Source organism: Shewanella holmiensis, assembly GCF_025370255.1.
In the GTDB taxonomy this organism is placed as follows: domain Bacteria; phylum Pseudomonadota; class Gammaproteobacteria; order Enterobacterales; family Shewanellaceae; genus Shewanella; species Shewanella holmiensis.
The window spans coordinates 100,158-120,205 of sequence record NZ_JAMTCD010000002.1 but is presented as its reverse complement, the minus strand read 5'-3'; the positions used below and the strand labels follow the sequence as shown (position 1 = coordinate 120,205).

18 protein-coding genes are annotated in these 20,048 nt (G+C 42.6%); 12 read left to right on the top strand and 6 right to left on the bottom strand.

Annotated features, from left to right (window positions below; genetic code table 11):
• Window positions 1-2,169, bottom strand: a complete 2,169-nt coding sequence (locus NE535_RS02110) for a cation:dicarboxylate symporter family transporter (protein WP_261297045.1) — start codon at window positions 2,167-2,169, stop codon at window positions 1-3.
• Window positions 2,170-2,441: 272 nt separating this feature from the next.
• On the opposite strand from NE535_RS02110, the gene NE535_RS02105 reads away from it, so the two are divergent.
• On the top strand, window positions 2,442-3,755 hold the full coding sequence (locus NE535_RS02105; RefSeq protein WP_261297044.1) for a metal-dependent hydrolase family protein: 1,314 nt from the start codon (window positions 2,442-2,444) through the stop codon (window positions 3,753-3,755).
• Window positions 3,756-3,959: 204 nt separating this feature from the next.
• On the opposite strand, the gene NE535_RS02100 is transcribed toward NE535_RS02105, so the two are convergent.
• Window positions 3,960-4,409, bottom strand: a complete 450-nt coding sequence (locus tag NE535_RS02100; RefSeq protein ID WP_261297043.1) for a MarR family winged helix-turn-helix transcriptional regulator — start codon at window positions 4,407-4,409, stop codon at window positions 3,960-3,962.
• 151 nt (window positions 4,410-4,560) lie between these two features.
• Here NE535_RS02100 and NE535_RS02095 point away from each other — a divergent pair, with 151 nt between their 5' ends.
• The 3 genes from NE535_RS02095 (at window position 4,561) to NE535_RS02085 (ending at window position 7,138) form a co-directional block, all read left to right on the top strand.
• On the top strand, window positions 4,561-5,595 hold the full coding sequence (locus NE535_RS02095) for an NADP-dependent oxidoreductase (RefSeq protein ID WP_261297042.1): 1,035 nt from the start codon (window positions 4,561-4,563) through the stop codon (window positions 5,593-5,595).
• 55 nt (window positions 5,596-5,650) lie between these two features.
• The gene (locus tag NE535_RS02090) at window positions 5,651-6,328 is read left to right on the top strand and encodes a type 1 glutamine amidotransferase domain-containing protein (RefSeq protein ID WP_261297041.1); all 678 of its coding nucleotides are present in this window, start codon (window positions 5,651-5,653) and stop codon (window positions 6,326-6,328) included.
• Between the two features lie 201 nt (window positions 6,329-6,529).
• On the top strand, window positions 6,530-7,138 hold the full coding sequence (locus tag NE535_RS02085; RefSeq protein ID WP_261297040.1) for a hypothetical protein: 609 nt from the start codon (window positions 6,530-6,532) through the stop codon (window positions 7,136-7,138).
• Window positions 7,139-7,161: 23 nt separating this feature from the next.
• Here NE535_RS02085 and NE535_RS02080 read toward each other — a convergent pair whose 3' ends face one another.
• On the bottom strand, window positions 7,162-7,989 hold the full coding sequence (locus NE535_RS02080) for a TIGR03899 family protein (RefSeq protein WP_261297039.1): 828 nt from the start codon (window positions 7,987-7,989) through the stop codon (window positions 7,162-7,164).
• A gap of 35 nt (window positions 7,990-8,024) precedes the next feature.
• Window positions 8,025-9,239, bottom strand: a complete 1,215-nt coding sequence (locus NE535_RS02075; RefSeq protein WP_261297038.1) for an MFS transporter — start codon at window positions 9,237-9,239, stop codon at window positions 8,025-8,027.
• 197 nt (window positions 9,240-9,436) lie between these two features.
• Between NE535_RS02075 and NE535_RS02070 the strand changes: the two genes are divergently transcribed.
• The 6 genes from NE535_RS02070 to NE535_RS02045 all read left to right on the top strand — a co-directional run bounded on the left by NE535_RS02070 (window position 9,437) and on the right by NE535_RS02045 (window position 15,718).
• Window positions 9,437-10,852: an OprO/OprP family phosphate-selective porin gene (locus NE535_RS02070; protein ID WP_261297037.1), complete on the top strand. Its 1,416-nt coding sequence runs from the start codon at window positions 9,437-9,439 to the stop codon at window positions 10,850-10,852.
• Between the two features lie 57 nt (window positions 10,853-10,909).
• On the top strand, window positions 10,910-12,073 hold the full coding sequence (locus NE535_RS02065; protein ID WP_261297036.1) for an imelysin family protein: 1,164 nt from the start codon (window positions 10,910-10,912) through the stop codon (window positions 12,071-12,073).
• 73 nt (window positions 12,074-12,146) lie between these two features.
• A complete protein-coding gene (locus NE535_RS02060; protein WP_425347437.1) occupies window positions 12,147-13,772 on the top strand; it encodes a di-heme oxidoredictase family protein in 1,626 nt (541 codons plus the stop codon).
• 204 nt (window positions 13,773-13,976) lie between these two features.
• Entirely contained in the window at window positions 13,977-14,498 is a 522-nt protein-coding gene (gene hemG / locus NE535_RS02055; protein WP_261297035.1) for a menaquinone-dependent protoporphyrinogen IX dehydrogenase, read from the top strand.
• A 4-nt stretch (window positions 14,499-14,502) separates the two neighbouring features.
• Complete coding sequence (locus NE535_RS02050; protein ID WP_261297034.1) at window positions 14,503-15,018, top strand: cytochrome b/b6 domain-containing protein; 516 nt, start codon at window positions 14,503-14,505, stop codon at window positions 15,016-15,018.
• Between the two features lie 118 nt (window positions 15,019-15,136).
• Entirely contained in the window at window positions 15,137-15,718 is a 582-nt protein-coding gene (locus tag NE535_RS02045) for a hypothetical protein (protein ID WP_261297033.1), read from the top strand.
• 76 nt (window positions 15,719-15,794) lie between these two features.
• Here the strand turns inward: NE535_RS02045 and NE535_RS02040 are convergent, their stop codons facing one another.
• Together NE535_RS02040 and NE535_RS02035 are read right to left on the bottom strand one after the other, a co-directional pair.
• On the bottom strand, window positions 15,795-16,451 hold the full coding sequence (locus NE535_RS02040) for a thiol:disulfide interchange protein DsbA/DsbL (protein WP_261297032.1): 657 nt from the start codon (window positions 16,449-16,451) through the stop codon (window positions 15,795-15,797).
• 146 nt (window positions 16,452-16,597) lie between these two features.
• Window positions 16,598-17,254 carry a DNA-J related domain-containing protein gene (locus NE535_RS02035; protein WP_261297031.1) on the bottom strand — a complete coding sequence of 219 codons (657 nt, stop codon included), beginning with the start codon at window positions 17,252-17,254 and terminating at the stop codon, window positions 16,598-16,600.
• 179 nt (window positions 17,255-17,433) lie between these two features.
• Here NE535_RS02035 and NE535_RS02030 point away from each other — a divergent pair, with 179 nt between their 5' ends.
• Complete coding sequence (locus tag NE535_RS02030) at window positions 17,434-18,000, top strand: phosphoribosyltransferase (RefSeq protein ID WP_261297030.1); 567 nt, start codon at window positions 17,434-17,436, stop codon at window positions 17,998-18,000.
• Between the two features lie 122 nt (window positions 18,001-18,122).
• A complete protein-coding gene (locus NE535_RS02025) occupies window positions 18,123-20,036 on the top strand; it encodes a peptidase U32 family protein (protein WP_261297029.1) in 1,914 nt (637 codons plus the stop codon).
• The last annotated feature ends 12 nt before the right edge of the window (window positions 20,037-20,048 follow it).

Genomic DNA, 20,048 nt, shown 5'->3' with positions numbered 1-20,048 from the left:
TTATTCTACCCAGTGCAATACATCGCGAATAATCGACCAACGAGGCGGGGGATTAGTTGCCCCTTGGCCTAGCATCCAATAGTTATAATATTGCTGCTGATGGCCATCTACTTGGCGCAAGTTTTGCCAATTATTGACATAATTGAGTAGCGACTGGTTACTTGGGGCGACCGCATAGGCTACGGGGTAGCGCACATTATTTTCAAGTAAGGTAATGCCATAACTGGGGAAAAATAAGGTCCAGGCTGATCCGGCTTCAGCACTGATGATTAACGCATCGTATTGATTATTTTTTTGCCTAAAAAACAGCTGATAGCCACTGATTTGTTTAAAGGTGATATTGGCAAACTTTTGTTTGATGGCTTGTATAGCATTATTATGCTCTACATAGGCCACTGTGATGTTATTGAGTGTGTGGATACTGTCGGTAGTTTTGAATTGGTTGACCATATGATCAGGCGCGGCAATGGCAAAGTTAAGCTCCATCACCTGATTGGTGTAGCTAAGATCGCCCATAAGCTCAATGTCCATCGCTAAACCTGACATGGCGATATCAAAATAACCCGCCTGCAGTGATGCGACTAAATCTTTCTTTTTAAAGGGCACAAACTCTACTTTAACGTTTAGGTCTTCGGCAAGTTTACTGGCCATGGCGCTGTCAAAACCAACTAATTCACCTGCATTATTGTAATAGCTAAAAGGCACATTGCTGGGGATGTACCCAACCTTGAGGATGCCACGCTGTTTAATCATGTCGACACTGGCAATCGGGCTGGTGGGCGTTTTACCCAGTTGTGGATATTGGGTTTTAACAATAGTTGGAACTTTATCTGCCACTTGCATGTTGGCAATCACCCCGCTGGTGACCTCTGGGCTATGAATAAATAACCCCATTCCCAAACGACAAACTAGCACAGTAATGATAATGCTGCCTGCTACGCCTAAGGTCATTTTTATCAGTTGTGGTAAAAAACATTTGAGGTTTTTTTGAAACATGGCCGCTGTTAGTAAGGTTAAAATAAATAAATTCATTACTGCGGTGATGGAGTTAAATTTACCGGTAATAAAGCCTGACATAACAAAAAGTTGAAATAAATCTGCCGGTAAGTGGACTAGGTCGAGCATAAAGGGAATGGCCACATACACGCTACCAAACAGGGCGAGTAAACCACTCACCGATAATGACAGTTGATCTAATAACTCGATAGGTGTGCCATTAAACCAGCTGCAAAAGTACACGAATAGAATGACCGTGAGCTTGCCAATATTCGGGAAGGTAAACGCAATTGGCACCAGAATTTCAATTAAGGTGTCGGTATCTTCGCTGGTGGTATTGTGCTTTTTCATTACCTGTTTGCACTCTTCAACAATCACAGGTAGCACAATAAAGATGTTACCCGTGGCAAAGGCGGTAACTAAACTGGCTTTAGACATTTGAATTGTTTGCCAATAAGTAATGGGGGTAAGTGAAGCGACTATCCAAGGTAGCACCGCAAAGGTGAGCACTAAACATAGCGCGAAATAACTGATGAGATACACTTGCATACTCGCAAATTCATCAACGCCCATAGTACCTGCCGCAGAGGCCGACATGGCAAAAATACCAATAGGTAATACTTTCACCATGCCTTGAGTAATGCGGCCAAACATTTCGCCACAGGTGTGCATGAATTCTAATAGCTGGGTTTTGTTGTCGCCCTTCATGCCAATTAAAGCTAGCCCCATGGCAATGCTAAATACCACCATAGCGGGCACATATCCTGCGGCCATAGATTCAAACGGGTTAGAGGGAATGTATAGCTTGAAATAATCTATTTCAACCACGGGTTCAATAATGCTGGTACTGAAAAAAGAGGCGGATTCGACAAACGGAAAAGACAGCGGCATTAAGGCAACAAGTAATAATCCCAACGCCCAAAGTAGTAACATGATGATGCCAGCACGGCTAAAGATGAGTTTGGCGGTATCAGGCTTGAGCTTACCTATGCCGCCCACTAACGACACCACAATGTAAGGCAATACGGTCATTTGCATCAGCAAAATGACCCCAGTGCCTATGGTGCTTAACCAACCGACAGATTCGCCAAAAAAAATGCCAACGGCAAAACCAATAAACATGGCGACGATCATTTGGGTGGCGCTGGTCATCGAAAGGAGTTTTTTAAACACGGGTTTTTCTCTCATTTTTTGGACACACGTGAATGAACATTTACGCCTAATCTATACCGAAATCGTTATTAAGGTGTTACGGTTAAAGGCTTATTGTTAATGGTGTAAATTTAACAGTATTTAAAGTTGATTAACACCTTGTTGGTACTGACTTTACATAAGTGGTTTAATAATCGGACAAAGCGACTAAATTAGCCGTAATAACAGCCAGAATTCGGTATTTTTTACGGCTTTGCAGGTAGGTTTAAAATTCATCATCGAGTGATTAAAATATGCAAACAACTTTATTTAACGTTAACAAACTGGCCATAGCTATGGCTGGCCTGTTATTAGCATTTTCGACACAGGCAGCAGAGATTACCTTATTACACGCCGGACAATTACTTGCTGTGCCAGGAACCAAGCCAACCAAAGAGCAAACCTTAGTGATCAAAGATGGAGTGATCATTGACGTGCTGCAAGGTTATGCCGACACCGTTACCCATAACCAAGATGACACCCTAAAGATTATCGATTTAAAGCAAGCCTTTGTGATGCCAGGTTTAATGGATATGCACGTGCATTTACAGGGTGAGTTAGGCCCTAAAAATGACAGCCAAAAACTGCGTATGTCTGATGCAGATGTTGCCATGCACAGTGCGTATTTTGCTAAAAAAACCTTATTGGCAGGCTTCACAACCGTGCGTGATTTAGGCGCTAAAGCCGAGCAAATATATGCTTTGCGTGATGGGATTAATAAAGGCTGGGTTGATGGCCCAAGAATTATAGCCTCTGGCGGCGTTTCGGTAACGGGTGGCCATGGTGATGTTGATGGCATGAGCCCTGACTTACTGGATTTATACACAGAAAAAACCATTTGTGATGGCCCTTATGATTGTCGTCGAGCCACGCGCCGTGCAATTAAATTTGGTGCCGATGTGATTAAAATTACCTCTACAGGCGGGGTGTTATCGGATACCAATACCGGCACTGGCCAACAAATGGAAAATGATGAGCTTAAAGAAGTGATTGATGCTGCCCACGCTTTAGGGCGTAAAGTGGCCAGCCATGCACATTCCGCATCCGGCATTAACGCGGCATTGCGTGCAGGTGTCGACAGTATTGAACATGGCAGCTATGCCGATAAAGAAAGCATCAAATTATTTAAAAAAACAGGGGCGTTTTTAGTGCCCACCCTACTGGCTGGTGACACTGTGGTGCAAATGGCTAAAACCACAGATGTGTTGTCTCCTGCGATTAAAGAAAAAGCCATTCGTGTTGGCGGCGATATGATCGCTAACTTTAAAGCGTCATACCAAGCGGGCGTTAAGATTGCTTATGGCACCGACAGCGGCGTATCGCATCATGGTGATAATGCTAAAGAAGCAGTTTTAATGCATCGTGCGGGCATGAGTAATATGGATATTTTAACCAGCGCCACGGTTAATTCTGCTGAATTGATTGATATGTCAGCAAGCTTGGGCACGCTTGAAAAAGGCAAGTATGCCGATATTATTGCCACGTCACAAAGTCCACTTGAAAACATCGAAACCTTGTTAAATATCCCCTTTGTGATGAAGTCCGGCATTGTTTATAAGCAAGATTGATAAATAAATTTAAATATAGGTACTTATCTCAGCCTACTGATCTTAAAGTACAAAATAGTAGGCTGTTTAACACTTAACAATAATTTATAGATAATATTAATTTATTTAATTGCGCACAATTGATTATCGCGATAACAATGTGCTTTAATAGGTTCTCTTAATGACGTCGTTACTCGTTACTCGTTGTTAATGTTAGGGCTAAGGCTAAGGCAGATTAATGTGCTTTGGTAATTTATGGCGAAAGGCATCTAAGCGTAGTTTGAGAACGGCCATTTCGGCTTCATCAATACCACTTTGGGCTTTTACGTACTGAGTGATTTGCATGGCTTTTTCCTTCAGCGCTACGCCCTTTTCTGTGAGGGTTAATGATAATTGTCTGTCGTCCTCTGGGTGTCTAATGCGTTGAATATAATCTAACGCTTCAAGGCGCTTGACAACAGGGGTTATTGCGCCGGGTTGTTGGGCTAACTTATGGGCGATATCTTTCAGGTTTAAGCCTTCATTTTGCCAAATGATCAACATAACAAGGTATTGCGTGTAGGTAAGCCCGATTGCGCTTAATAAAGGTTTATACAGCTGCGTAATCGCAAGCGATGTCGAATAAACAGCGAAACAAAGTTGATTATCAAGATGTAAATGATGGTCTTCTTTCATAACTCACTCTGCTTGGGCTGTGATCAAAATGGCTCACAGTAACGTAAATAAGTAAAACGTGTGACGATGTTACCACTGTTGTTTTAGCTATTGTAGCTATGATTGCATCAACCCTAGTCAGCGTTTTGTATTGCAATTAAAAGGATTAATCATGTCATCTCACAATCGTCGTATTGTTTTAGCCTCTCGTCCACAGGGTGAACCGACAGCCGAAAACTTTCGTTTAGAAACCGTAAGCAAACCGACACCACAGTCTGGTGAAGTGTTATTGCGTGCGGTTTATTTATCACTAGACCCTTACATGCGAGGGCGGATGAATGATGCTAAATCTTATGCGGATCCGGTGGCTATTGACGAGGTGATGGTGGGCGCGACTGTGTCACAGGTTGAAGCGAGTCAGCATCCAGATTACAAAGTAGGCGATTGGGTATTGGCCTTTGGTGGGTGGCAGGATTACTGCGTATCAAATGGTGAAGGCTTAATGCATTTAGGTGCAAGCCCAAGCATGCCATCTTATGCGCTAGGCATCATGGGCATGCCAGGGTTTACCGCTTACATGGGATTATTGGATATTGGCGCGCCTAAAGCGGGTGAAACCTTAGTCGTTGCTGCGGCAACAGGCCCAGTGGGTGCTACCGTTGGCCAAATTGGTAAGCTTAAAGGTTGTAAAGTGGTTGGTGTTGCCGGTGGCGCTGAAAAGTGTCGCCATGCGGTTGAAGTGCTAGGTTTTGATGCCTGTATTGACCACAAAGCCGTCGACTTTGCTGAGCAATTAGCTGCCCATTGTGACAAGGGTATTGATGTGTATTTTGAAAACGTTGGCGGCAAAGTATTTGATGCCGTTTTACCTTTGTTAAATACGGGAGCACGTGTGCCTGTATGTGGATTGATTTCACAATACAATGCCACCTCTTTGCCTGCGGGACCGGATCGTTTGTCGTTATTGATGGGCACCTTATTGGTGAAGCGCATTAGAATGCAAGGCTTCATTATTTTTGATGATTATGGTCACCGTTACCCTGAGTTTGCCAAGGATATGAGCAAATGGTTAGCTAATGGCGAGATCCAATACCGTGAGCATTTGGTCGATGGAATAGAGAACACTACCAAGGCGTTTATCGGCCTGTTAAAAGGTGAGAATTTTGGCAAGTTAGTGATTAAGCTGAATGAGCCGCTAACCGTTTAAATTAGTCGGTCATTTAAAGCGAAATTAATAAATTAACCCGTAGGAATAAAATTAAATGAAAGTGTTAATAGTATTAACGTCGCACGACAAATTGGGTGATACAGGGCATAAAACCGGTTTTTGGCTTGAAGAGTTAGCGGCGCCATATTACGTGTTTAAAGACAACAATGTTGAAGTGATTCTGGCATCTCCTTTAGGCGGTCAACCACCGTTAGATCCTAAAAGTGATGAAGTCGATTTTCAAACTGAGTCCACTAAACGATTTAAATTAGATAGCGATGCACAACAACAATTGGCTAGCACACTCGTATTATCGACGGTCAATGTAGCCGACTATGATGCGGTATTTTACCCTGGTGGTCATGGACCATTATGGGATTTAGCTGAAGATAGCTCATCAATTGCGTTAATTGAAAATACGCTAAAACAAAACAAGGTATTAGGGTTGGTTTGTCATGCTCCTGGTGCGCTAAAGCAGGCTAAAAATGCTGATGGCACATCAATTGTTAAAGGCAAAAAAGTCACAGGTTTTACCAATGGCGAAGAAGATGCTGTGCAATTAACTAACATAGTGCCATTTTTAGTCGAAGATATGTTGATTGCAAATGGCGCACAGTATGTCAAGGCAGCTGACTGGCACCCGTTTGCCCAGGTGGATGGTAAGTTAGTCACAGGCCAAAACCCAGCATCATCTGAGCTAGTGGCGCAGCATATGTTGGCGATTTTGGGCTAAATTTACATCGTTATTGGCTGATAAAACAACAAAGCAAAGTTAGGTTTGCTTTGTTGTTTTATCAGCCGAAAATGTCAGTCTATAGTTGGGTAACACATTAAATATCATCCATCTTGTGGTTAAAGTTTATCCAGATGTAAAAATAATGCTATATTATGCACCTTACTTCAGCCCTGTAGATTAAAGGATTACGTTAACCCAATGAATTCGTTGACCGAAGAAGAGTTAGCCTGTTTTAGCGACCTATTTACTTCAAGTAAAACGGGTGGCTTGTTGCATGCAAAAACCGATGCAGATGTGATGGCTGACAACGCTTTAAGTGTGTCTACAGAGATCCCTCAGGTGCTTGCCAATATTTTAGGCGAGGCGAAATTGACTTTACTGGCTGAAATTAGCCATTACCGCTTGTGGTTTCCGTTAGTGTTAAAACGTGATGAGTTGGGGCAATTTATCCCTGTGTTAGGCGTACCAGAAGTCGTTGATATTCTTGGTGGTGAGCGCAGTTGGCGAGTCACGGATTTAAAAGATGTTACCGTGGTTGATAATGCCGATCAGCCAGTTGAAGTGTTATCATTATCCAGTTCGGGCTTAACCATCAAAATGCGTCATGAAACGCATGCAGACATGCCAAAGTCAGGTAAATTAATGCTAAGTAACGGTCTAGAAGTGGATGTTGATTTTGAACCTGTTCGTGCTGAAAATGGCATTATGGCGGCTAAAATTAATGCCCATGGTGAGGCGAGAGAAGCGTTAAGACAGTTTTTGTTTAGCGCACACAAAGCGAAATACTCCCACTTATACAAAATCTAACTTAACTTTTTATATAGTCCCAGTTAACTTTCTATTTTAAAGTCCCTTTCTAATAATTTTCTCAACACGCTGATAAAGTTAGCGTCGGGTTTTGCGGCAATTAACTGGCAAATCTCATCGCCAATAGCGGTAAATCGGTAATAGGTAAAAAGCAGGTGCGGGTTGTTGGGTTGCACGGTAAAACGGTCATGCACGAACTGTAACGGCAATTTTTCTTTGGTATCAAGCAAGCCTGTTTCAAACTCACTATTATGCAAAATGCCTGCATCCATTAAGGTTAAAATATTGGAATATGGCAATCCGTGTTGTGACAGGGGAATATTAATGTGGTTGTTTTTTCTGAAATATTGCTTCAATCCTCCGTTAGTGCGAAATCCGCTAAGTAATTTATAGCGATTATCAGTGCCTATTCGTGCTGACATCCCCAAGGCTTTTTCTAATAATATTGCTTCACGAAAGGTAAATTGTTTTAGTACCGCGAGTGAGCGCTGGCTGAAATTACCCGGTGAAACAATTTCACTGGCTAAAATTCTGGCCCATAAATCTTGCATCTTAGGGTTATGAATTTGCTCTGCCATTTGAAAAAATTGATATCCCCAGTCGGCATCTAAATCCACTCCCGTCACATCCGATGGCGTGTAATTAAGCGCCAGTGCAAAAATTGTTTCAAGGTTAGCTTGATGGGCGCTGAGCAATTTACGCTGACGATGTTGCGCTCGCTCAGCGACCGATGCAGTAGATGGACGATAATCGTCTTCACTGGCAAGTCCTAACATTCTGCCCAGCAATAATGTTTTTTTGCGTGCGGAAATATCAGTTGTTTCAGTTATTTTTTTATCGGGCTCAGCCATATTTTTATCCATCTACCAAAAATGTTGTGGGTAATCTATTTAGGGGCTTTGGGCCAATAGGTTTCCTGACCAGGTTTTGGCGTGCGAGGCACATTAAAGGCCAGTAATAATGAACATACCGCAAAGCCTGTGCCGATGAAAAACACATATTTAGGGGAGCTTAACCACAGCATGCCAAGCAGTACAGGAATGACGACCGCGGCAATGTGATTGATGGTAAAGCTGACCGACATAGTGGAAGCTATATCTTGTTTATCGGCGATTTTTTGAAAGTAGGTTTTCATGGCAATCGCCATTGCGAATAATAGATGGTCGATAACATATAAGCCTGCTGCGACTTGGGCATTTTCAACGTATGCATAACTGATAAAAATGATAATTAACCCAAGGTATTCGAATATCAGGGCATTACGTTCACCTATACGACCGATCAAACGGCCAATAGCGGGGGCGAATAATAAGTTGATAACATAATTGATTAGAAAGAGTGCGGTGATTTCTGTGACGGAATAACCGAATTTTTCGACCATCATAAAGCCTGCAAATACCATAAAAATTTGCCGACGCGCCCCTGAAAAAAACGTCAGTAGGTAATACAGCCAGTAACGCTTACGCAGTAACAAATGTTTATGTTGGGTGGCATGAATGGTAAAGCGCGGAAAATAAACGCTCATCATCAGCACCATGCTTAACCCAAGTAATCCTATGATGGCATACATCCACACATAGTCTAATTTCAGCCATGTCATGGTAACCCAAATACTGCCATAACCAATCAAGGCCGCGGCTGAGCGCCATGCTAATGCCTTACCCATAAATCCGGGCGCTTCAGCTTTATCAACCCATTGCAGAGTGAGTGACTGATTGATGGTTTCGAAATAATGAAAACCCACAGACATTAAAATAGTGGTTAAGTACAGGCCAATAACTTGGGGGAAAAAGCCTGTAATGGCCACGCCAATGCATAACAGGGCCAGCGATAGTAAGGCAAAGGCTTGTTCGCGGATCAGTAGCAACACAAAAACGGCGGTAAAGGCTAAAAATCCGGGGACTTCTCGCAGGCTTTGCAATATGCCAATTTCAGCCCCAGTAAATGCCGCTCTTTCAATGACAAAGTTGTTTAACAACGCCTGCCAAACCGCAAAAACCATCGACATCACAAAGGTCATCCATAGCAATAAATGCTGCGGGTTTGCTTGGTAATTTGTTGTTGGTGAAGTGTCGAGTAATTGCGAAGTAGGCGAAGCCATAAAACACCTGAAATAGCGAACAATGGAGAATATCTAACCATAGTCGCAAAAAAACATTTTTATGGGAAGTGTAATTTATTTGTAAATAGTATTACGAAAAAAGATCTAAATTTTAATGCAAATGATTATCAATTAGATTAATATGTTGCCGATTATTAAAATAACCTTAATTATTTAGGTGTAAGTGGAGAGTTGATATGAACAGCAAAATCTCACTATTGGCGATGACTTTAGCGAGTGTTATGGGGTTAGGTTCGTTTGCCAGTGCAAATGCAGCTAATGAAACTGATGCACTTGCTAAAGCCATTGCAAAGCAAGAGGCAGAAATAGCCGCGTTAAAGCAGCAGTTGAAGCTAATCACAGAACAGCAGCAGTCACAGTCTGCTCAACAACAAGTTGAACGCGATACCTTAACCTCAAAAGTTGAACAGGTTGCTGGTGAGGTTTCTAGTGCTCAGGATCGTTTCAGCCGATTCAGCTTTAAATCCTACGGCACGGCTAATTACACTAGCGATGAGTACTTCGATAACGTCCAGGACACCACGCCTGAGCGTCGTAACCGTTTTGACTTAGAACGCATAGTCACTGAATTTGGTTATCAATTTACTGATGAGTGGAGCATGGAAGTTGAAATTGAATACGAACATGGCGGTACGGGTTCATCACTTGAGTATGATGGTTTTGATGAGTTTGGTGAGTTTGAATCTGAGGTAGAAGCGGGCGGGGAAGTCATTGTTGAAAAAGCTGAAATACGTTATCGCCCAAGCGAAGCCTTTGGGGTTAAGTTTGGTAATATTCATTTGCCAATTGGTTTAACAAGCATATTACATAAACCTAATCAGTATCTTACTGTGCAACGCCATAAAAGCGAAGCCGCAATGTTACCTGCGGTTTGGAATGAAAATGGTATTGGCGTTTATGGCCAAGTCAGTGATTTTCATTATCAAGCCCAAATTGTCAGTGGCTTAAATTCTGAATATTTCCGCACTTATGATTGGTCTGCATCAGGCCACCAAAAACGTTTTGAACATGTGAATGGTGACGACTTAGCTTTTGCTGGCCGTTTAGATTACGGCAACTTTAAAACAGGAAGTGCTGTGGGTGTCGCCTATTACTATGGCAATACTTCAGGCAACCGCCATAAAAGCAACAAGTTAGATGTTGATGGTGCGATCAGCATTGTCTCAGTTGCAGGGGCATTTGTAGAAGGCCCATGGATTTTACGCGGCCAATACCTTTACGGCACCTTAGATAATACTGATGCCATTACCCAAGCCAATAAAACCACCCCTGGTTTACGTCCTGGTAACTTTGCCCAGTTAGGGTCTGAATCACAATCCTTCTTTGTTGAAGCGGGTGTGAAGCTTGATAGTTGGTTCAATATTCCTGTCACTGTTTTTGCCAATATTGATTACTCAAACCCATTAATGGCTGTCGAAACGGGCACTGCCACCAAGCGTTTTGAAAATACCTGGAGCAGCCTAGGGGTGAACTACTTCCCAATTCCTGAAGTGGTGATTAAAGCTGAGGGCGGTTTACATCAAGTGGCGGTTGCCAGTATTCCAGACACAAACTTTTTTGCTTTAGGCGTGGGTTACCAATTCTCGCTATAAACCATTAAGCATCTATTTGTTTTCACGACACATTTAATTGATATACATGGAGTTATTATGAAATTTACCTATTCAGCCGTTGCACTATCTTTAGTTATCAGCTTGTCGGCTTGTGGTGGTTCTGGTTCAGATGAAGCCACCCCGACGACCCCAACTGTACCAGATAACCGTTTTTCATTTGTGGCAACAGAGATGATTACCAACTTAACTGATGACGTTATTGTTGCGGGGTATGCCGATTTAGCCGCAAAAGGTGAGGCATTATTATTAGCCACACAAAGTTTGATTAACACTAACTCGCAAGCCGACTTAGTGGCAGCACAAGCGGCATGGAAAGCCGCTCGTCAGCCATGGGAGCAGGGCGAATCGCATATTTTTGGTCCTGTTGACTCGTTAAGTATTGATCCGCATTTAGACAGTTGGCCACTCAACACTTCTGACTTGCAAACACAGTTAAACAGCGCGGCAGGTTTTGATGCTGAAACCATTAAAGGTTGGAATGATGACGTACAGGGTTTCCACACCATGGAGTATTTATTATTTGGTGATGGTGTCAATGATAACAACAAAGACATTACTGAGCTGACTGTGCGCGAGCGCGAATATTTAGTGGCCTTAGCTGAAGTGTTTCGTGATTACACTAAGCAGTTAGATGATGCATGGCAAATTAGCCATAACCCACAAGATGCCAATGCATTACCGTATGCGGAGTTATTAAAGGGCTCTGGCACGGTGAACAACACGATTTACTCATCTGAACTTGCGGTGATTGAAGAGTTGGTTAACGGCATGATAGGCATTGTTGATGAAGTTGGTAACGGTAAAATTGCTGATCCATTTGGTGACTCATTAGCCACTGCAGACACCTCAAAAGTAGAGTCTCAATACTCGTGGAACTCATTAACAGACTTCGCTAATAACATTATTGGTGTACGTAACGTGTACCAGGGTGAATATACAGGTGCAGCAGACAAGCAAGGCATTATCGACTTTGTTGCCGCCGCCGATGCCACTTTAGCAACCCGAATTGCCAGTGAAATTGATGATGTGATTTTAAAAATTCAAGCGATCAAGGGCAGTAATGACTTGCCATTCCGTCAAGCGATTTTGGATGCCGATGGCCGTACCCGTGTGCAAGTTGCAGTGGACGCGTTATCTAAATTACAAACGTCTTTAGAGTCAGACGTATTGCCATTGTTATCTAAATGGAAAGCCAGTTAACACTGCACTCATTAGCCTCTGCTTTTATTGAAGCAGGGGCTTTTTTTACACATAACACAGTGTGAGTTATATGATGAAAATAACACGTAAATCTAACACCTTAATGTCAGTGATGATGACAATAGGGTTAATTGGATGTGGTGGTAGCGGTGATGAAACTACCGTGCCCCCTGAACCTCCTGTTGTTACTTACCCAGCGTTTACCGATATGACTGCCGCCGGGGGTGCAACGACCACCTATAATGCCAATAATTCTGGCCACGGCTTTTCAACCCCTGCACCGAACTTGTCAGAAAATGAACTGGCGTTGCATTTAGAGGGCGACGTTAATTTTGAAGCATCTTTTACCACAGCGCCAAATACCGAGCACCCAGAATTAGATGGCTTAGGCCCAGTATTTAATAATGCAGATTGTAACTCTTGTCATCAACGCGATGGCCGTAATTCAACGCCATTTTTAGCGGCAAATGAAACCCGAGTGAAACTTGGCTCTGCCGCTGGGATCTTTTTAAGGATCAGTAAAGCGCCTGATGAGGTATGTACGCAAGGGACAGCAGACAATAACTATTGTGCCCCTATTGCCGTGCCTGATTTTGGCGGACAACTATTTCATCGCGGCGTATTAAAGGCGAGATCCGATTGGGAAAGTAACGCTTTTGTCGGTCAGGCTGATGTGTACTTGTCTTATGAACGTAGCGAAATCACCTATGCCGATGGCAAAGTCGTTAAATTGAAAAGGCCATTGTTTGAGGTTGAAAACCCCTATGATGCCCCTGGCGAAACCAAACAAAGTGCCAATGTGACCTCTAACTTACTGCAAGATGACGTACTGATGGGCTGGCGTAATGGCATGCCTGTATTCGGGTTGGGTTTATTAGAAGCCATTCCCGAGGCAGATATTTTAGCTAACACGGACGAAAACGATGCTAATGGTGATGGCATATCTGGCCGCGCTAACTGGGTATTTGATGCTATAAAAGCCAGAGATGGAGTCGAGCATCCTGTATCACTTGGGCGTTTTGGTTGGAAGGCCAATACGCCCAGTGTCAGAGTGCAATCACTCGGGGCATTAAGAGGTGATATTGGTATCACTAATCCATTGTTCCCTGATGAAAGCATTGCCGGCACCAGTTTGCATGATGCGTATTTAACTCGTACTGGGTTTGTGGATACTGGTAGCGATGAAAATGGCGCGCCAGAAGCCGATGCAGCCTTTAGTGATGCTGTGACTTTTTATGCAGAAACCTTAGCCGTGCCCGCAAGACGCAATGTAGACAATAGTGATGTACGAGAGGGCGCACGCTTATTTGAACATATTAATTGTACAGGCTGTCATGTGGCATCTTTTACCACCAAAACCGTAGGCGACATTGGCGGCGAGCCGATGAGCGACAGCTTAAAAGGTCAAGTGATATATCCTTTCACTGACATGTTATTGCATGACATGGGTGATGAGTTGGCTGATGGTCGTCCTGACTTTTTGGCCAATGGGAATGAATGGCGCACTCGTCCGTTATGGGGCATAGGGTTAACACAAACCGTTAATCCGCAAGCAGGCTTTTTACATGATGGCCGCGCAGCAACGTTGGAAGAAGCCATTTTATGGCATGGCGGTGAAGCTAGAAAAAGCCAGCAGGCGTTTATGGCATTAACCCTGGCAGAGCGTGAGCAAGTGATCGCGTTTTTAATGTCGCTTTAGCGGTTTTAGCCGAAGCGTTTACTTGCCACCAATTTGCAGCAAACAACTTGGAAAGAGTAACAGGTATTAGACTAAAACAAGCAAGGTATTACCTTGCTTGTTTTTTTTGATCTTACTTTGATGTTAATCACGTGATCTGTTTCAAGGTCACGATGGTTTTTATCAAGTAATATAACAGTATTAATGACTTGATTAGGCGGCCTTATGACTCAGATCCTTCTTGTTTATTCCAGTGTGCATGGACAAACGCGCAAAATATGCGAATACATTCAACAAAAAGTACAGCAGTCTGATCATCAAGTGACCTTAGCCGCTTTAGATGACGTTACTGACCTTTCTGGCTTTGATAAAATTTACATAGGTGCCAGTATTCGCCACGGTAAGCATCGGCCAGCGTTGTACGAATTTATTCAGCGTCATCAGGTACAACTTGAAACCAAACCCAGCGGTTTTTTCTCGGTCAGTTTAGTGGCCCGTAAACCCCACAAAAATACCCCTGAAACTAATGCCTATATGCAAGCTTTTTTGCAGCAAACGGTTTGGACACCCAAATTACTACAAACGTTTGCCGGTAATTTAGATTATCAAGGTTATGGGCCAATGGATCGTAATATTATTCGCTTTATTATGTGGATCACTAAAGGACCAACTGACCCAAATACAAAAGTTGAATACACAGACTGGCAAAAAGTGGATGCTTTTGCACGACAAATGGTAGAGGCATAACTCAATGGCGTTGTTGCCTATTTGGCGTAGCATTCAAACAAAGTTGCATGGGATTGTGTTAGTGATGGCACTAACATTGGTGTGCACGAGTCCGTGGATATTGATTGGTAAACAACTTAGATCTAACGCAGGATTTTGGGACATATTTCATGTTTATGGTGGACTGTTCACTGCAGTGATTGCGGTACTATTTGCCATCAAAGTGTGTGTGAAAGGTCAATGGCGCTTGTTTTTCCCTTGGTTAGTGGCTGATTTTAATCAACTTAACGCCGATATTTCTGGCATGGTAAAAGGTCGCTTACCGCTGTCAGGTGGTAAAGGTCTACTGAGTGTGATTGAAGGTGTTGGTGTTATCTTGCTGTTGCTGGTGGCCTTATCTGGCGTAATTTGGTATCTGGCGGATCCCAGTGATGCCTTAATGTGGCGCAGTTATCATCAGGTATTGGCGCAAGGCTTTATTGGATTTGTTGTCATTCATGTGCTGTTGGCACTACTGCATATTCGCGATTTTTTCGGTTAATTCACTCATCTGCTTATTTTTACCATTAATTAACATTATTTAATTCCTCCCCCTTGCTATTTATGTTGTCGAGAGGTCTAATCGCGCCGCTTTTTAGCATATTTTTGGAGATGGATAAATGCGAACTGCCCTTTGTTGTTTATTGCTTTTAGGCGTGATAAGTGTGAGCGGTTGCAGTGCAACTCCAAACACCTTTGCCTCAAAAGTGAAGTCTGAAGGTGTACAACACCTTGATTTATCTCAGCAATGGGAACAAGGCGATAAAGATGTTAAGACTGGAAGTGAGCAATTAAGGGAAGGCCGTCAGTTAGTGCAAGAGGGGAATCTTGAAATCCGCGAAGGTGAACGATTAATGGCAGAAGCGCAATTGGCTGCAGAGCGTCATCGCCAGACTTTTCAAGCTTTTGCAAGTAACTTGCAAGGGGCACAATCGGGTAAGCGCGCCGCAGAAATGTTGCAGAAACTAGAAGATATTAGCGATCTTTGGGAAGATGCCGACGAAAAGTACCTTGATGGCAAAGAGCTGATTGAAGATGGCAATACTAAGCTAGCCGAAGGCGAAAGTGCCATTGAGCAGGGACAAAGTTTAGTCAACAGTGGTCGTAATCGTATGTCGCAAGCTGAAGCTAAATATCAACAACGTGCAGGCAAAGGGCTTGTTGAGCAAATGTACATTGAAGAGCAACCGCGAAACTTCTAAATTGCGCCAATAAAAAACCGATATTGTGAACACAATATCGGTTTGCATGGCCCAGACCATATACAGGCCCAGGGTGTTACTTTTTCAGCGCCAAATAGTTCATCACATTGACTAAGTCATCAAGAGTACGCATTTCGTTCATATTGATAGCGTATTTGTCGTTAACAATGAATGTTGGCACGCTTTGAATGCGGAACATCACTTGCTGTTGACGCCATAAACTCAGTTTTTTCTCGGTTTCAGGGCTATCAGCTAATGCATCATATTTCGCGCCATCGATATCAAATTTAGCAAACACTTTTTTGATATCATCTCGGCTATTTATTTCTGGTGCGTGTTCATGGCCTGGCGCGCTATGGTCGTGGCCTGAGTCGTTGCCTTCACCTTGAATCGCCCCAAACATCGCCACTTTTAAGGCTTCTTGGTTATCGAATGTGTGAATAACGGCTAATGCCCGCATAACCTCGGTGCCGATGTCGCTATTCATAAAATCAACGTGCTTGGTGTCGAATGTGACTTGCTTGTCTAAACCCGCTTTGATTTCAGGTAAGTACTTGGTTTCCATATTGAAACAGTTATGACAATAAAAAGAGAAGAACTCGGTCACTTTAGGCTCGCTAGGAACCATTTTATTGGAAATTTGAGTATAGTGTTTGCCTTCAACAAATTGAGCGGCAAAGGTGCTCAAAGGAGCAATGGCTAAGGTAACGGCTAGTGCTAAATGTTTAAACATGAAAACCTCAAAAAGTATGTTTATCAATAGTATTTACTGGGCTAATGATGACATATTTTGTCAAAGTCGGCGGCTATATTTGTGTGATCCAGTTGTGATTTGCGACAAATATTCGCATTTGCTAATCAGCTTTGTGATGTTAAGCGTTAGGCTACTAAGCTTTTGTCGCGCAGAGTTTGCCAGGCTTCACACACTTCTTTAAAGCGATCTGCGTTACCCTGATCACGATCAGGGTGCCACTTTAAGGCCAATTTTTTCCATTGTCTTCTGATGTCTCTATCGGACGCGGTTTCATCCAGTTCGAATACTTTTAACGCATGGCCTTTATTCATTAACTGAATATTTATCCCAATGTATTCCTGGTAGCTACTCCAGAAGGATTCCAGCATTTCACGCACCACATTGACGCAGGTATCGTAATTTTTCCAATCTAGGTAGTAGTCACGCAGCGCAGCGTCTTGACGATGTAACAAGTCGGCATTACCCGGGACAATCCGGAATAATTGGATTTCCATAGATTTGACTTGAAGCCATTGTTTTGGCAACAAAATGTCTTGTAATTCATACAAAGCATTCATCAATAAGAAGTTACGTTTAAATAGGTCTTTTTCAGGCAGGGGATCTAAGTCGTGCATTAAGCCTTTATTTTGTAATTCAGTAGCAAGATGGTGCACTTTCCAGCTTTGGTTTGACGACTGCAGTACACTTAACAACGGCCAAATAAGTGGGTTGTCACCTTTTTGAGCCGTCATCTTTGAAGATGGCTCTGTTAACGCGGCAGTTGAATGTTTTTCAAATAACATGACAAGCGTCTTCATCCTGATTTGGCGATAAAAAAGACTATGCCATAGTGATGATGCAAGGAAAAGCAGATTTTTACGCCGTTAATATCTGAGTAATTACGCAATATCTGCGAACAATGCAGGCAAAGTATTCTAATTTGGTATAAAATTCGCCGCAATAAAAATGGGGGCACAGACCAATGACAGACAAACACTATATAAGCGCACAACAATTACTTGAAGATTCATTTCGTTTAGCCGCGCAAGTTTATGAATCTGGCTTTAGACCGCAATTTATTGTTGGCATTTGGCGAGGCGGCGCGCCAATTGGTATTGCTGTTCAAGAATATTTTGATTTCAAAAAAGTGGAAACAGACCACATCGCTGTGCGTACTTCATCTTATTACGGCATTGGTACAGACAAGCAAGATAAGAATATTAAAGTACATGGCTTGCATTATATTATTGAAAATGCCAATGCTAGTGATGGTTTATTGATCGTTGATGATGTGTTTGATTCTGGTCGCAGCATTCATGCCTTAATTGGTAAATTGCAAAAGTTTATGCGTTTAAATATTCCCAGTGATATTCGCGTAGCTTGCCCATACTACAAGCCAAGCAACACGAAAGTGCCATTAAAACCTGATTATTTCATTCATGAATCTGATGAGTGGTTAGTGTTCCCACATGAAGTCACGGGTTTAACCCCTGAAGAAATTGCAAACGGTAAAGGTGATTTTAAAAACATCCAAGATTTATTTATCTAAACTGGGTATTTTTACAACAAATTTGCTAGAATAGTAAACATTATACTAGTGCGCCAACAAACTTTGTTGGCGCACTTTTTTATCCACCGACTTTTGCTAAACAAGAAGAATTGATTACCCTTATGGCTTCTGTTGAATTATTTACCCCAGCCCCTGTCAAAAAGCGTCAGCTTGAGTTGTTAGCTCCGGCCAAAAATGCCGACTATGGTATCGAAGCCATTCGTCATGGCGCAGATGCTGTATACATTGGTGGGCCTGCTTTTGGCGCGCGTCATAATGCAGGAAATAGTGTTGAAGATATTGCCCGTCTTGCTGAGTTTGCCCATCGTTATCATGCCCAGGTGTTTGTGGCGTTGAATACTATTTTGATGGATGACGAACTGCCTAAAGCACAGCAATTGATTTGGGACTTATACCATGCTGGTGTAGATGCGCTGATTATTCAAGATATGGGCGTATTGCAATTAGATTTGCCGCCAATCGCCTTGCATGCCAGTACGCAGATGGATAACCGTACCCCTGAAAAAGCAGTCTTTTTAGAGCAAGTTGGTTTCTCGCAGGTGGTGTTGGCCCGTGAGTTGAATATTCCTCAAATTCGAGACATTGCCGCTAGCACCAAAATGAAACTAGAGTTTTTCATTCATGGCGCCTTGTGCGTGAGTTACAGCGGCTTATGTAATTTAAGCCATGCTTACTCAAATCGCAGTGCCAATCGAGGTGAATGTTCGCAAATGTGTCGTTTGCCGTGCAATTTAACCACGCGTGATGGTGATGTATTAGCCGAGAATCAGCACTTATTATCACTAAAAGATAATAACCAAACCGATAACCTAGAAGCCTTAATTGATGCGGGGGTCACCTCGTTTAAAATAGAAGGGCGGTTAAAAGATATTACTTATTTGAAAAACGTCACCGCCCATTATCGTAAGCAGCTTGATGCGATTATTGATAAGCGCAGTGATTTAGGGTCAATTTCCCATGGGCGTTGTGAGTTTAACTTTACCCCTGACCCAGATAAAAGCTTTAACCGAGGTAAAACGGATTACTTTGTTAATCAACGTACCGAAGCGATTGAGCACTTCAGTTCACCAAAGTTTATTGGTGAAAAAGTAGGACGTATTACTCAGGTGGGTAAAGATTTTATCAAAATCGATACCACAGAGAGCGGTAAGGATATTGTCTTTAACAATGGTGACGGTTTGTGCTTTTTTGTTGAACATTATGAAACCCAACGTTTATCTGATGATAAACTTGCTGGCACACGAGTTAACCGAGCTGACGGCAATACTTTATACCTCACTGAAGTACCAAAAGATTTAAAAGTTGGCGTGATGATGTTCAGAAACTTTGACCATAAATTTGAGTCAACGTTAAACAAAGATTCTGCTAGCCGTAAAATCAGTGTTGATATGCAGTTTTTTGATACAGATGACGGAGTGGCTATATCGCTAACCGATGCGCATGGTATTAGCGCGAGTGTAAGTTTGCAGTGTGAAAAGCAAGCTGCAAACGATCAGGCTAAATCGGCTGCAAACCTTAAAAAGCAGTTAGGTAAATTAGGCAGTACAGATTTTGTTGCCAATAAAATTAATTTACTCGCTGAGCAAGTATGGTTTTTACCATCGTCAGTGGTTAACGAATTAAGACGTGATGCGGTTGATGCCTTAATGTTGGCAAGGGCCAATGCTTATCAGCGTCCAGCGCGTTGGTTACACGATAAAAATGCGCGCTTCCCACAAAAATCGCTTAGCTTTTTATCCAATGTGGCGAATGAGCAAGCGCGTAGCTTTTATGAGCAACACGGTGTTATTCAAATGGAAGACACCTACGAAAAAAATAAAGTACTGCATGATGCGCCATTAATGGTGACTAAGCATTGTTTGCGTTACAGCTTCAATTTATGCCCTAAAGAAGTTGAAGGCATAAAAGCGGATCCCATGTTTTTAGATGTGGGTAAAGATAAATTGAAATTAGTGTTTGATTGCCAAAAATGCGAGATGATGATTGTTGGCTCAAATCAAATGGTAAAAAGTTAAGTTGTTTATCAA